This window comes from Pseudoalteromonas sp. APM04 (assembly GCF_022809815.1).
Lineage (GTDB): Bacteria > Pseudomonadota > Gammaproteobacteria > Enterobacterales > Alteromonadaceae > Pseudoalteromonas > Pseudoalteromonas marina.
In genome coordinates this window covers 2227262-2239644 of sequence record NZ_CP094441.1, presented here as the reverse complement: position 1 = coordinate 2239644, position 12383 = coordinate 2227262, and the positions used below count along the sequence as shown (strand labels likewise).

General features: G+C 40.0%; 13 protein-coding genes and 1 pseudogene. 7 read left to right on the top strand and 7 right to left on the bottom strand.

The features are described 5' to 3' along the window. Positions 1 to 9 precede the first annotated feature (9 nt). The gene (gene cmoA, locus MTP24_RS10385) at positions 10 to 735 is read right to left on the bottom strand and encodes a carboxy-S-adenosyl-L-methionine synthase CmoA (RefSeq protein ID WP_243531071.1); all 726 of its coding nucleotides are present in this window, start codon (positions 733 to 735) and stop codon (positions 10 to 12) included. Positions 736 to 851: 116 nt separating this feature from the next. Here cmoA and MTP24_RS10380 point away from each other — a divergent pair, with 116 nt between their 5' ends. After that, positions 852 to 1538: a DUF3334 family protein gene (locus tag MTP24_RS10380; protein WP_006794039.1), complete on the top strand. Its 687-nt coding sequence runs from the start codon at positions 852 to 854 to the stop codon at positions 1536 to 1538. Positions 1539 to 1663: 125 nt separating this feature from the next. Here MTP24_RS10380 and MTP24_RS10375 read toward each other — a convergent pair whose 3' ends face one another. Both MTP24_RS10375 and MTP24_RS10370 read right to left on the bottom strand, forming a co-directional pair. Then, complete coding sequence (locus tag MTP24_RS10375) at positions 1664 to 2161, bottom strand: YgjP-like metallopeptidase domain-containing protein (RefSeq protein ID WP_243531069.1); 498 nt, start codon at positions 2159 to 2161, stop codon at positions 1664 to 1666. Between the two features lie 30 nt (positions 2162 to 2191). After that, positions 2192 to 3040: a DUF72 domain-containing protein gene (locus tag MTP24_RS10370; RefSeq protein ID WP_243531066.1), complete on the bottom strand. Its 849-nt coding sequence runs from the start codon at positions 3038 to 3040 to the stop codon at positions 2192 to 2194. Positions 3041 to 3288: 248 nt separating this feature from the next. On the opposite strand from MTP24_RS10370, the gene aspS reads away from it, so the two are divergent. Further along, a complete protein-coding gene (aspS, locus tag MTP24_RS10365) occupies positions 3289 to 5067 on the top strand; it encodes an aspartate--tRNA ligase (protein ID WP_039038059.1) in 1779 nt (592 codons plus the stop codon). Positions 5068 to 5181: 114 nt separating this feature from the next. Then, positions 5182 to 5412: a hypothetical protein gene (locus MTP24_RS10360; protein WP_010557107.1), complete on the top strand. Its 231-nt coding sequence runs from the start codon at positions 5182 to 5184 to the stop codon at positions 5410 to 5412. 96 nt (positions 5413 to 5508) lie between these two features. On the opposite strand, the gene MTP24_RS10355 is transcribed toward MTP24_RS10360, so the two are convergent. Then, positions 5509 to 5832: a hypothetical protein gene (locus MTP24_RS10355; RefSeq protein WP_006794033.1), complete on the bottom strand. Its 324-nt coding sequence runs from the start codon at positions 5830 to 5832 to the stop codon at positions 5509 to 5511. 222 nt (positions 5833 to 6054) lie between these two features. On the opposite strand from MTP24_RS10355, the gene MTP24_RS10350 reads away from it, so the two are divergent. After that, on the top strand, positions 6055 to 6774 hold the full coding sequence (locus MTP24_RS10350; RefSeq protein ID WP_243531064.1) for an alpha/beta hydrolase: 720 nt from the start codon (positions 6055 to 6057) through the stop codon (positions 6772 to 6774). Between the two features lie 56 nt (positions 6775 to 6830). Here MTP24_RS10350 and MTP24_RS10345 read toward each other — a convergent pair. Then, positions 6831 to 7574: pseudogene (locus tag MTP24_RS10345) on the bottom strand (alpha/beta hydrolase); the annotation flags it as partial. 260 nt (positions 7575 to 7834) lie between these two features. Between MTP24_RS10345 and MTP24_RS10340 the strand changes: the two are divergent. Then, on the top strand, positions 7835 to 8674 hold the full coding sequence (locus MTP24_RS10340) for a 2OG-Fe(II) oxygenase family protein (RefSeq protein ID WP_006794030.1): 840 nt from the start codon (positions 7835 to 7837) through the stop codon (positions 8672 to 8674). 195 nt (positions 8675 to 8869) lie between these two features. Beyond that, positions 8870 to 10267, top strand: coding sequence for a DEAD/DEAH box helicase (locus MTP24_RS10335; RefSeq protein WP_243531059.1), 1398 nt, complete (start codon positions 8870 to 8872; stop codon positions 10265 to 10267). Positions 10268 to 10322: 55 nt separating this feature from the next. On the opposite strand, the gene MTP24_RS10330 is transcribed toward MTP24_RS10335, so the two are convergent. After that, positions 10323 to 11066: a DUF3307 domain-containing protein gene (locus MTP24_RS10330; RefSeq protein ID WP_243531057.1), complete on the bottom strand. Its 744-nt coding sequence runs from the start codon at positions 11064 to 11066 to the stop codon at positions 10323 to 10325. After that, positions 11066 to 11689 carry a hypothetical protein gene (locus tag MTP24_RS10325; RefSeq protein ID WP_243531055.1) on the bottom strand — a complete coding sequence of 208 codons (624 nt, stop codon included), beginning with the start codon at positions 11687 to 11689 and terminating at the stop codon, positions 11066 to 11068. The genes MTP24_RS10330 and MTP24_RS10325 overlap by 1 nt, the downstream gene beginning before the upstream one ends. Positions 11690 to 11836: 147 nt before the next feature. Between MTP24_RS10325 and MTP24_RS10320 the strand changes: the two genes are divergently transcribed. Further along, the gene (locus tag MTP24_RS10320) at positions 11837 to 12340 is read left to right on the top strand and encodes an NYN domain-containing protein (protein WP_243531053.1); all 504 of its coding nucleotides are present in this window, start codon (positions 11837 to 11839) and stop codon (positions 12338 to 12340) included. The last annotated feature ends 43 nt before the right edge of the window (positions 12341 to 12383 follow it).

Below are 12383 nucleotides of genomic sequence, written 5' to 3'. Positions count from 1 at the left end.
TTACTCTTTTTATTTAATTGCTACCATTGAGCAAAAATTAAAACATTGATACCACACTTGTGTTTGGCTAAAGCCAATATCACTTAACCTATTAATATGTGTGCTGAGTGTATCGGGGCGCATAACGTTTTCTATTGCTGTGCGCTTTTGGCTTATTTCAAGCTCAGAGTAGCCATTATGACGCTTAAAATCATGATGCAAGTCAATCAGTAAATTATCGCACTGCTCGTTTTCGGCTTTAATTTTTTCACTAAGTAGTAATACACCACCGGGCTTTAAGTTAGCGTAAATTTTTTCAAGCACAGCTTGGCGCTGTGCATGGGGTATAAACTGCAGTGTAAAGTTCATTGCTACAACCGATGCGTTTTGAATTTCAAGCTCGTTAATATCGCCAAGGGTAACAGTAACCGGCACGTCCGATTTAAACCCTTGTAAATGCACCTTACAACGCTCAACCATGGCTTGTGAGTTATCTACTGCAATAATGTTGCAATTATCGGTGCGAATATTACGGCGCATGCTCAGCGTAACCGCGCCCAATGAGCAGCCTAGGTCATACAAGTTAGAATTACTTTGAGCGTATTGGCCCGCTAATTTACCCATAGTGCTTACAATGGTGGCATAACCAGGCACTGATCGCTGAATCATATCAGGGAATACTTCAACCACATTTTGGTCAAAGCTGAAATCTTTTACTTGTTGCTCAGAGGCGTAAATACTGTCTTTTATGGTCACGAAGGCAGTCTCTTTAAAAATAATAAGGTTATTTTAACATTTTATGCTGGATAGTCAGTGATAAATTCAGTAGGTTGGCTAGAATTATGAATAATAAGTACAAAAGAGAACGTTAAATGAGCAAAAGTAAAGTTATTAGCACCGACGATATACTAGCAACGCTTTGTCACTCTGTGACAGGGGTACTTTCATCAGCAAGCGGTAACGAAATAAGTTACTCGGCCATGGTTCAAAAAATAACACGCACCTGCATGCGACCAGACATTGGTTGCTTTGTATTGTTTGATGGCGGCTTTACAGGGCTTGTTGTAACCAACTTTACATCGCAGGCTGCAATGGAAATTTACGGCGACTACATGCGCAACATGGGTATGCCAGAAGAAGAAATTGCACATAGTCACTTGTCAGACGATGTTTCAAACGTAATGGGCGAGTTAATGAACCAAATAGTAGGTGACTTTACTTCTAAGGTTCGCGAGCAATTACATACCTCTATTACGCAAAATCAGCCAAAAATGATGGCGATCAATAAACAAGTGCAAATTTCGGTAGATACCACAATGGATCGCCCACAAGCACGACGTGTTACTTTTACTACACGTAATCAAAATATTTTTTACCTAGAACTGGCAATGGATAAAACCGAGTTTATTAAACTGCACGATTTTGACATTATTGAGGCTATTGACCCTGATGACATTATTGAAAACGAAGCAAAGCAAAAAGCTGAAAAAGCGCAGGCTAAAAAAGAGCCCGTGCAAGATGATGCCGATGACGACTTTATGGCTGAGTTAGGGCTTTAACACCCAAAGCTGTCAGTTTATAGCTGTCAGAATTGAAAAACTGTAAACAATAAAAACGCGATTTAGATCGCGTTTTTCATTTATGAGGGTTTTAATTACTAATGAAATTTGCTGTGCCAAAAAGCTTATTTATACGGATTCTCTCCCATCGCAACCACTACACAAAAAATCCGTAAATCTAACTCTAGCTGGTGGTATTGTGGCTCCATGTGGCAACACAGCTTATAAAAGCTTTTGTTGTGGTCTTTTTCTTTAAAATGGGCGAGTTCATGCACAACCAACGCTTTTAATAATGGCTCGGGGGCGCGCAATAAATCGCTGTTGATGGCTAAATCGTGTTTACGGGTTTTACCTTGCATACGGTAGGTGTGAGTACCTAATGCGTTAGTTACCATGTCACCTTGTTTTTTAAACGCAGCGCGACCAAAAGGTGGAGCGTTTTTTAAATACTGCTTTTTAAGTTCTGTTGCGTAGCTGTAAAGCAGTTTGTCGCTGGTAATAGTATGCGTATGCGGGTATTTTTTAAGTAAGTAGTCACATACCTTATTGTTACTAATAAGACTTAATACTTGCTCAACAATGTTTGCAGGGTAGCCTGTAAAATAACGGGCGTATTCACTCATTTTTATGTCTCTATATTTTTGTTTTAATTTTTAAAACAGGGCATGTTGCTGCGCTTCTTTTTCGCCGCTGAACGGGTTGAGTACTGGGTGATTATACCCAAGATCTTTACAAAATTGACGTGCAAGTAGTGGCGACTCACGATTATCGGCAGTATGAAAAAACACATAAGGGGATTTACCCTCATCAAGCCATTGTTTTACTTTACTCAGCCACGGTTTATAAAAGGCTTGATAGTCGCTTTGTAAATCAGCGATTACAAACCGCGCCATAGGCTGCGAGCCAGTAGCAATAGCGTGTACAGGTAAGTGAGGCTTTTTTTGTTGGGCGTCTATTAGCGCTTCGGTGGTTGGCTTTACTGCAAAAAGCGCCCGTGTATCCATTGAAATACGATTTATGTTATTTGCCATTAATAACTGATTAAGCGCTATTTCGGATTCACCTTTTTTAAAAAAATCAGCATGGCGGACTTCTACACCATAGGTAATCTCTTTAGGCAGTAAGCTAATAAAGTGTGCCAATTTGGGTAAATCGTTCGGGCCAAATGCTTTGGGTAGTTGCAGCATTATTTGCCCTGTTTTTTCAAGCAAAGGGGCAAATAATGTAAGCCAGTCGGTAAGCTCTGTTTGTACGTTGCTAAGCGCTAGCTCGTGGCTAAAACGACGATGAAATTTAAAGGTAAATCTAAAATCGTCAGGTACGCTTTGTGCCCAGCGCAAAACAGTACTAGGTGATGGGTCGGCGTAAAAACTGGTGTTACCTTCTACCGAATTAAAATGCTGTGCGTATTGGCTTAGCATGTCGGCGTTTTTACATTGGCTTGAAAATAAATTGCCTTTCCATGCACTGCTAGACCACTGAGGGCATCCAATATATAACATAAAAAATAGCTAATAAATTACATCGTGGCGCCAGTGTAGCAAATACCAACAGCGCCTGCTTTAAATTAACACCAACACACCAAACACGCCTAGCATCTTCAACCTACTTGGGTATAATGCAGGGCTTAATTTGAATATTCTTAGATTGCTTACGGCTTTATTTGAAGTGTGGTAGCTCTTTTTTAAATTATGCGCCTATAAAAACAAATAATTTTTACCGTTGAAGCCTTTTATCTGACAGGAAAACTATGCGCTCTATATACTGCGGACAGCTAAATAAAACTCACGTAGATCAAGAAGTTGAACTATGTGGCTGGATCAACAAACGACGTGACCTTGGTGGACTTATCTTTGTCGATTTACGCGATAGAGAAGGTTTAGTACAAGTTGTATTCGATCCAGAAGTTGAAGGACTCATGGATACAGCGAACAAGCTTCGCCAAGAATTTTGTGTTCAGTTAAAAGGGGTTGTACGTGCTCGCCCTGAAAGCCAAGTAAATAAAGATATGGCAACAGGCGAAGTGGAAATTTTAGGTACCGAGCTTACAATTATCAACCGCTCAGAGCCATTGCCGCTTGATTTTAACCAAACAAACTCTGAAGAGCGCCGCTTAAAGTACCGCTACTTAGACCTTCGTCGCTTAGAAATGAGCGACCGCATTAAATTACGCGCTAAAGCAAGCAGCTTTGTTCGTCGCTTTTTAGATGAAAATGGCTTTTTAGATATCGAAACACCGGTACTTACAAAAGCAACGCCAGAAGGTGCACGCGATTACTTAGTACCAAGCCGTGTGCATAAAGGCAGCTTTTACGCATTACCGCAATCGCCACAATTATTTAAACAATTGTTGATGATGTCAGGCTTTGATCGTTACTACCAAATTGTTAAATGTTTCCGTGATGAAGATTTACGTGCCGATCGCCAACCTGAATTTACTCAAATAGATTTAGAAACCTCGTTCATGAGCTCGGATCAAGTACGTGGTATGACTGAAAAAATGATCCGTGAAATGTGGCAATCGTTACTCAACGTTGACTTAGGCGACTTCCCGATTATGCCTTACTCTGAGGCAATGAGCTTATATGGTTCTGATAAGCCAGACTTACGTAACCCAATGAAATTAGTAGACGTTGCTGATTTAGTAAAAGATGTTGAGTTTAAGGTATTCTCAGGCCCTGCAAACGACGAAAAAGGCCGTGTTGCTGTATTAACAGTACCGGGTGGCGCTAAGCTTTCGCGTAAGCAACTTGATGATTACACTAAGTTTATTGGTATTTACGGTGCTAAAGGCTTAGCATGGATGAAAGTAAACGACCGTGATGCAGGCGCTGAAGGCGTACAATCGCCAATCGCTAAATTCTTAAACGAAGATGTGATCACACAGTTACTTGAGCGTACTAATGCACAAACTGGCGATATCATTCTATTCGGTGCAGATAAGCGCAACACCGTAAATGAAGCCATGGGTGCACTACGCCTTAAAATTGGTGTAGATTTAGAAATCACTAATCTTAACAGTTGGGCACCACTTTGGGTTGTAGACTTCCCAATGTTTGAAGAAGACGACGAAGGCACATTACACGCTGTGCACCATCCGTTCACCGCACCAAAAGATATTAGCGCAAGTGAGCTTGAAGCAAACCCTGCAGCGGCTATCTCAGATGCCTACGATATGGTATTAAACGGCTACGAGGTGGGCGGTGGCTCGGTACGTATACATAATGCAGATATGCAAGAAGCAGCATTTAGAATTTTAGGAATTGATGCACAAGAGCAACAAGACAAATTTGGCTTTTTACTTGATGCCCTTAAATACGGCACACCGCCACATGCAGGTTTAGCATTTGGTCTAGACCGTTTAGTTATGCTTTTATGCGGAACAGATAACATTCGTGACGTTATTGCTTTCCCTAAAACTACACAAGCATCTTGTTTATTAACCGACGCACCAAGCAAAGCGAATAATGATTCGTTAACTGAGCTTGCAATCAGTGTGGTAGAAAAACCAGCCGCAAGCGAAGAGTAATTTGAGCTGAGTTTACAGCATTGAATTTAAAACCCTTAAGTTGTTTGCTTAAGGGTTTTTTTGTGGTTAAATTTAGCGCAGATTATAATTTAACCACTATGAAAAGGAATTCCCATGTCAATTAATCTCACTTTATTTGGCGAGTTTTTAACATTTTTCATATTATTTTGTATTCCTATTTTTGCGCTTATTAGCTACAAAATTGGCAAGCGAAAAAGCACCAGCCCAGGTGTTTTAGCTTTTGTAGGCGGGTGCTTAGCATTATTTCCATTGTTTGGGCTTATTTATATTGCAGTGCTTGCGCTAAGAAAAGATTTACCAGAAAGAGGCGACTACAGCCATTGATAATTGTGAAGAGGAAAGCGTTAAGTAAAAAGTTTAACTAAAACATTAGAAGCAAAGACGATGCCTAAGCTTCTAAACGTTACATGCGTTGTTTAATTATCGGCTAGGGCCATTTTTATTGCGTGCACTGGCTAGTTGCCTAGCAATTGCTAGTAACGCCGGCGAAATATCGTCAGCGCCATTTTTAATTAAAGCAGTAACATCACCAGATGAAAACAGTCCATCACGCGGCGATTTAATTCCTAATTCACGAACAAAGTCCTTTGTTTTACCGGTACTGCCGGTTTCAATAAACTTAAATATAATGCGTTCATTGTTGTTTTTAGCGGGTGTTTTTAATGTGCTAATTTCATCATTAATTAAGGCTAACTTTTCTTCTAGAATTTCAATGCGCTGTTCAATGGTGCTGTATGATTTCATGTATTGGATCTTTTACTGAGTATATTGGAACAATTGCCTCTATTATCGCACAATTTTGCGTTTGCGGCTGTTAGTCTTTTTCAACATTTATTAACCTGCAATTTAAATGTAAATAAATTTGGTATAACCACACAGACTACTATTACTTTTAAGGCTGTCATTAATATTATAAAACGCCTAAACTAACCCGCATTAATTATAATAAACAATACGTTAAGTAATATGCATAAAACACTTTTTTACCTCACACTTCTTTTCACAAGTGTAAGCTCCTATGCCAGCGAAACATATATTACAGACATTAGCCGTGATCGTGAGATCCCAATTAGCATTTCGTTGCCAACAAATAACGTTAAATGCAGCAAACAAAATAAATGCCCAGTTGCCTTTATTAATGCAGGGTATGGTATGGGTCACAATAGCTATACTTTTGCCAGTGATGAATTTAACAAACAAGGCTATTTAGCCATTGCAGTGGGCCATGAATTAAAAACAGATCCTATGTTAAATGTGCATCCACCTTATATGGCAACTCGCATGGAGAACTGGCACCGCGGTGTGGTCACCCTTAAGTTTTTAGTTAATGAATTAGCAGCCAAATACACAGAGTATGATTTTTCAAAGCTCACTTTATTTGGTCATTCTAATGGTGGAGATATTTCAGCCTTGTATGCTGCAATGTATCCTGATGAAGTCAGTGATTTAATTACGCTTGATCATCGCCGCATGTTACTGCCTCGTAATAAAGATATTCGTGTACTTACCCTTAGAGGTAGTGATTACCCGGCAGATGCCGGTGTGCTCTTAAGCGAAAAAGAGCTGAGTGAGTTTCCGGTTACTCAATTACGTATAGAAAAATCGCGCCATAACGATATGTATGATGGTGGTCCTCACTGGTTGGTTGATAGAATGAGTAATGAAGTTGCTAACTTTATGAATTAGCCGTTTAACGCGCCGCTTTAGCAGCGCGTAATGGTAAGTTTTCCTTATGCGTAATTTACGTAGCGGTTTGCCCAATGTGCAATAATTGTTGCCGCGTAGTTGGCATCGTTTTTATTAGTCAGTAAATGATCGGCGTTATCTAGACTTATAAAGCTTTTTGGATGCTTAGCGGATGCGTAAATTTTTTCAGCTTCAGTAATATTTATGGTTGTATCAACCGGTGAGTGCATGACTAATAAAGCGCGTTTAAGTTTACTTATGTGGCTTTTATCGTATTTAGCTATATCGTCGATAAATTGCTTTTTAATGGTAAATTCACGCCCAGCTAAACTCACTTTTGCTTCGCCAGCTGCGTTTATTTCATCTAAATGGGCTTCAAAATTATGTGCTACATGTTGTGCATCTGACGGTGCGCCAATGGTTGTAATAGCTGTCACCTCAGGAATATATTTTGCAGCTGCAAGCACTGCGGCACCCCCTAAACTGTGACCAATGAGTAATTGCGGTGCTTTAAAGTGCGCTCGCAAATGATCTGCAGCAGATACTAAGTCTTGAATATTTGATGAAAAGTTACTGTTTGCAAAGTCGCCATCGCTGTTGCCTAGGCCGGTAAAATCGAAACGAAGTACAGCGATTCCTTGCTGTGTTAAAGCACGACTAATACGTGTTGCTGCTGCAATGTCTTTACCGCAGGTAAAACAATGGGCAAAGAGGGCATAAAATTTTACTTCACCATCGGGGAGTTCAAGTTGTCCGGCAAGTTCTAAATTACCACTTTTAAAAGATACTTTTTGTCGCATGGGTCGCCTTTTTGAACAAATAAAATACGTTGTAATACTAGACCATACATATGCATCAATGTGTGCAAATTCAATCGCTTTTATTTATTGATCTTGATCAACGCACCCTTTGATGGGAGCGCTTTGCGGACATATGTCCTTATGTTTTTGGGGCTGTTTGTCTATCCTCGCATGGCGCTATAATGAAGTCCTTGCTACTTTATATACATAAAAGTACTTGAAGTACCTAACTTCAAATAACCTATTCACTGGAACGTACAATGCAATTACCTACTGTTGATTATAAAGCTCCCGATGCGGCTGCACAATTTGTTGAATCGTTAAGAAATACTGGATTTGGTGTTTTAAAAAATCACCCAATTCCACAGTCTTTAGTTGAGTCTATTTACAAAAACTGGCAAGACTTTTTTAACTCAGAGCAAAAGCACGACTTTTTATACTCTAAAGAAACACAAGACGGTTACTTTCCGCCTTCAGTGTCTGAAGTAGCTAAAGGCTTTACCGTTAAAGACATAAAAGAGTACTTTCATGTTTATCCAAAAGGGCGTGTACCTGCTGAGCTTGAAGCTGATGTACGTGAGTACTACCGCTTAGCAAACGAGTTTGCTGCAACACTTTTAAGCTGGGTTCAAGCTGAGGCGCCTGCCGATGTGCGTGCTAAGTTTTCGATTGATCTAAAAGACATGATTGCAGACTCTGATCAAACATTGCTACGTATTCTACATTACCCGCCAATGACAGGTGATGAAGAGCCAGGCGCAATTCGCGCAGCTGCACATGGCGATATCAACTTACTAACTGTATTACCAGCGTCAAACGAGCCGGGCTTACAAGTTCAAAAAACAGACGGCGGTTGGTTAGATGTACCATGTGATTTTGGTAGCTTAATTATTAACATTGGCGATATGCTGCAAGAAGCATCTGGCGGTTATTTCCCGTCTACTATTCACCGAGTTATTAATCCAACGGGCAAAGCGTCTACTAAGTCGCGTATTTCATTACCGTTGTTTTTACACCCGCGCCCAGATGTTGTACTTTCAGAGCGTTACACCGCAGATAGCTACTTGCAAGAACGTTTACGCGAGCTAGGTGTTAAGTAATACCTAAGCTTAATTAAGCCTTAATTTAGGTTTTTAAGCATTTACAAAAAACGGCTTTTAGCCGTTTTTTGCGTTTTAGGCTTAGCAATATATGGCTTCAATTGAGTGCAAACTAAATAATGGCATGCATTCTAGCTCACGACAGGTATAATGCGCGCAACTGGCCGTTTTGGCCTTATTTAAAAGAGAGTTTATATGAGTTTTGAAGGTCTAGGTTTATCACAGTCTTTAGTTAATGCGGTTTTAGAAAAGGGCTATGAAACGCCAACGCCAATTCAGGCTCAAGCAATTCCTGCAATTATAGAGCGTCGCGATGTAATGGCGGCAGCACAAACTGGCACAGGTAAAACAGCGGGTTTTACGCTTCCACTTATCGAACGTTTATCTACGGGCCCAAATGCAAAAAGTAACCATGTACGTGCGCTTATTTTAGCGCCTACACGTGAACTTGCACTTCAGGTAAGCGAAAACGTTGAAGAGTACGCTAAGCATTCAAACGTGAGTTCGTTTGTTGTGTATGGTGGGGTTAAAATTAATCCGCAAATGCAGCGCTTGCGTAAAGGTGTCGATATTTTAGTGGCAACGCCTGGGCGTTTAATTGATTTACATAATCAAAATGCCGTTAAGTTTGATAGCGTAGAAGTGCTCGTTTTAGATGAAGCCGACCGCATGCTCGACATGGGGTTTATTCACGACATTAAACGCCTTATTGCTAAAATGCCTGCTAAGCGCCAAAACCTCATGTTTTCGGCTACGTTTTCAGATGATATTCGAGCGTTAGCTAAAGGATTAATAAACGATCCGGTTGAAATTTCAGTCGCTGCAAAAAACACCACAGCTAAAAGTGTAACGCAAAGCGTTTACGCGGTAGATAAAGGCCGTAAAACAGCTTTACTAAGCCATTTAATTCGTAGTAACGATTGGCAGCAAGTTTTAGTATTTAGCCGCACTAAGCACGGTGCAAACCGTTTGGTTAAACAACTTGAGCGCGACGATATCGTAGGCGCAGCTATTCATGGTAATAAATCACAAGGCGCACGTGTAAAAGCGTTAGATGGTTTTAAAAGTGGCGAAGTACGTGTACTTGTAGCCACTGATATTGTGGCACGCGGCCTTGATATTGTTGAGCTTCCGCATGTTGTTAACTACGACTTACCTAATGTGTATGAAGATTACGTTCACCGTATTGGCCGTACAGGACGTGCGGGTGCATCGGGCCATGCAATTTCGTTTGTTACAGTTGATGATGCAGTCGATTTATACGGTATTGAACGCTTTATTGGTGAGCTTATTCCTCGTGCTGAAGAAGAGGGCTTTGAACCAGTAAACCCAGTAGCAGAACGCGCATTAGATGCACGCCCATTACCTGCTAAAAAGCCAAAGAAAAAGCAACCTTTTAACAAACCTAAATCTGATAGCAGTAAGCCAAATAGTAAAAAGCCAAATAATGGCGGCAACGGTACTGGCCCTCGCCGTGGTGGCTCTAAAAAGCCTGCTGCTAAAAAAGATGATAACGCACAAAACCCTTGGGCAAAGCGTCAGTCGGTAGGCGGAAACGGTCAGCGCCGTCGCCGTCCAACTAATAATGACTAACTAGGTTTAGTTAGTTTTAATAAAAACGCGCTTACTTTAAACGGTAGCGCGTTTTTTAATGTATTAAATACTTTACCATTAAACCTACAAACAAAGTTACACTTACGCTAAGTAGTGTGCCTAACATTACGTATTCGGTGAGCTTTTTATCTTTACTGGCGCTTAAATCGCCAAATCTAAAGACCGACTTAGCCGCTAATAAAAATCCAACACCCGCAAATTGATCGAGTAAAATAAAGCTCAGCATTAACACGCGCTCCAACATGCCAATACTTTGCCCTGCAAGTACTAAGCTGCCTTTACTGCTAAAGTTACCCGTTAAACGCTCTAGCATCATTCTAATAAATACTGCACTTGGGCTTAAAATAATTAAATAACCGCACACAACCCACAGCACATTAGGGTTAGTGACAAGTGAATATAGGGTGTCTAAAAAGTGTGTATTATCGCTCAGCCATACGCTTAAATAGATTATTACGGCTATGTGGGCAAATTGATCTATTAAAAAGGGCACGACACCTTTGCTTGAGTAAGATTTGGCTATATCAATTGCGTAATGGCTAAGCATAATAACGGCGGTTGCTATTACAACACTGCTAATTTGTTGCCAGCCATAAGTGTATTCCCAAGCGCTAATAATTATTGCGCTAGTGACCCCATGGACCAATACATGAAAATACAGTTTAGTTGCCTTGAAGTGGCGGGAGTTTCTGTCGTTAACCCAGCTCATAGGTTGCCAGTAAAAATCAGCCAATAAATGGCCAATAATTAGGGCTACGAGTAAAAGCGAAAAAGCCATTAGCTTCTCCCTTGATTTATATTTTTTATGATGTTGCTCGCATGTTCTAAAAACCGTTCGATAAGTTGGTAATGGGCCAAATTAAGTAGCTTAGTTACGTTTTCTCTGCTGGTTTTAAGATCTTTTGCTAAAGCTGCATGGCTATTATCTGTACTGGTTAAATAGGCGTACAAAGCATTGGCTTGTTTTTGTGTTATTTTAGTAAGGAGTACATCAGCAAAGGCTAAATTAAGGTTTAAACTTTCATGGATGCTTTGAGGAGGCGTACTAAATAAAAACCGTTGATTGGCTATTTTATCAAGGCCATGACCCGAAAGAGTAAATGCTGAACCTGTAGCTGTTTTTATATCATTGCGCGGGTTATCTATTTCCCCAATAGCCATACTTTGTCTGACTTGATACCCTGATGCCTTTAAATATAAATAAATTAAAACGGCATGCTTAAACATATACTCAGGGTTATTAATTTGTAATTGAAAAGAGTCGCCTCGATAAATATTCCAAAGTGTACTCTCGCCCGATACACAACGTAAACTTTGCTCTAGCTCATAAAGCATGGCATCGTATTGCTGTTTAGGAATAGTTTGCGATTTAATAATATCGCCGCTGATCACACCAATCATAACAATCCAAATTAGTTACTATTTAAAATGTAACCATAAATGGTTACATAGCGTTATGTAACTAATTTAGGTTACTTAAAAGCAAATAGCAAGGTACACTGAGTTTAAATTATTTCGCTATAGCTATTATTCTAACTAGGGCATTACATGACTTCATTTAACTCGCAGCAAAACATTAAACCGCGTGTAGGCATATTTGTTGACGTACAAAACATTTATTACACGTGTAGAGAAAGCTATAGCAAAAACTTTGATTACAATGCTTTTTGGCGAGTTATCCAGGAGCAGTACGAAATAGATTGTGCGTTTGCTTACGCTATTTATCGTGGAGATGAAAAGCAAAATCAGTTTCAAAATATTTTGAGAGCGATTGGGTTTGAGGTAAAACTAAAGCCGTTTATTCAGCGCCGAGATGGCAGTGCAAAAGGCGACTGGGATGTAGGCATAACGATAGATATGTTAGAGCATGGAAAAAATCTCGATAAAGTAATTTTGCTATCGGGCGATGGCGATTTTGCACTGTTACTTGGGCATTTAAAAAATCAATATAATGTGCCGTGTGATGTATACGGGGCAGATAAGTTAACCGCCGAAGTACTTAAGCAAAGTGCAGAACAGTTTCATTTGATTGATGATAGTTTATTACTTTAAAGCTTAAAAAACAGAGGCTAAGTGCCTGCAACATGAGAGTTTT

Bases quoted from the DNA above. Each gene is read 5' to 3' on its own strand.
- MTP24_RS10380 (WP_006794039.1), top strand. From the start codon at position 852: ATGAGCAAAAGTAAAGTTATTAGCACCGACGATATACTAGCAACGCTT.
- MTP24_RS10375 (WP_243531069.1), bottom strand. From the start codon at position 2,161: ATGAGTGAATACGCCCGTTATTTTACAGGCTACCCTGCAAACATTGTT.
- MTP24_RS10370 (WP_243531066.1), bottom strand. From the start codon at position 3,040: ATGTTATATATTGGATGCCCTCAGTGGTCTAGCAGTGCATGGAAAGGC.
- aspS (WP_039038059.1), top strand. From the start codon at position 3,289: ATGCGCTCTATATACTGCGGACAGCTAAATAAAACTCACGTAGATCAA.
- MTP24_RS10360 (WP_010557107.1), top strand. From the start codon at position 5,182: ATGTCAATTAATCTCACTTTATTTGGCGAGTTTTTAACATTTTTCATA.
- MTP24_RS10355 (WP_006794033.1), bottom strand. From the start codon at position 5,832: ATGAAATCATACAGCACCATTGAACAGCGCATTGAAATTCTAGAAGAA.
- MTP24_RS10350 (WP_243531064.1), top strand. From the start codon at position 6,055: ATGCATAAAACACTTTTTTACCTCACACTTCTTTTCACAAGTGTAAGC.
- MTP24_RS10340 (WP_006794030.1), top strand. From the start codon at position 7,835: ATGCAATTACCTACTGTTGATTATAAAGCTCCCGATGCGGCTGCACAA.
- MTP24_RS10335 (WP_243531059.1), top strand. From the start codon at position 8,870: ATGAGTTTTGAAGGTCTAGGTTTATCACAGTCTTTAGTTAATGCGGTT.
- MTP24_RS10330 (WP_243531057.1), bottom strand. From the start codon at position 11,066: ATGGCTTTTTCGCTTTTACTCGTAGCCCTAATTATTGGCCATTTATTG.
- MTP24_RS10325 (WP_243531055.1), bottom strand. From the start codon at position 11,689: ATGATTGGTGTGATCAGCGGCGATATTATTAAATCGCAAACTATTCCT.
- MTP24_RS10320 (WP_243531053.1), top strand. From the start codon at position 11,837: ATGACTTCATTTAACTCGCAGCAAAACATTAAACCGCGTGTAGGCATA.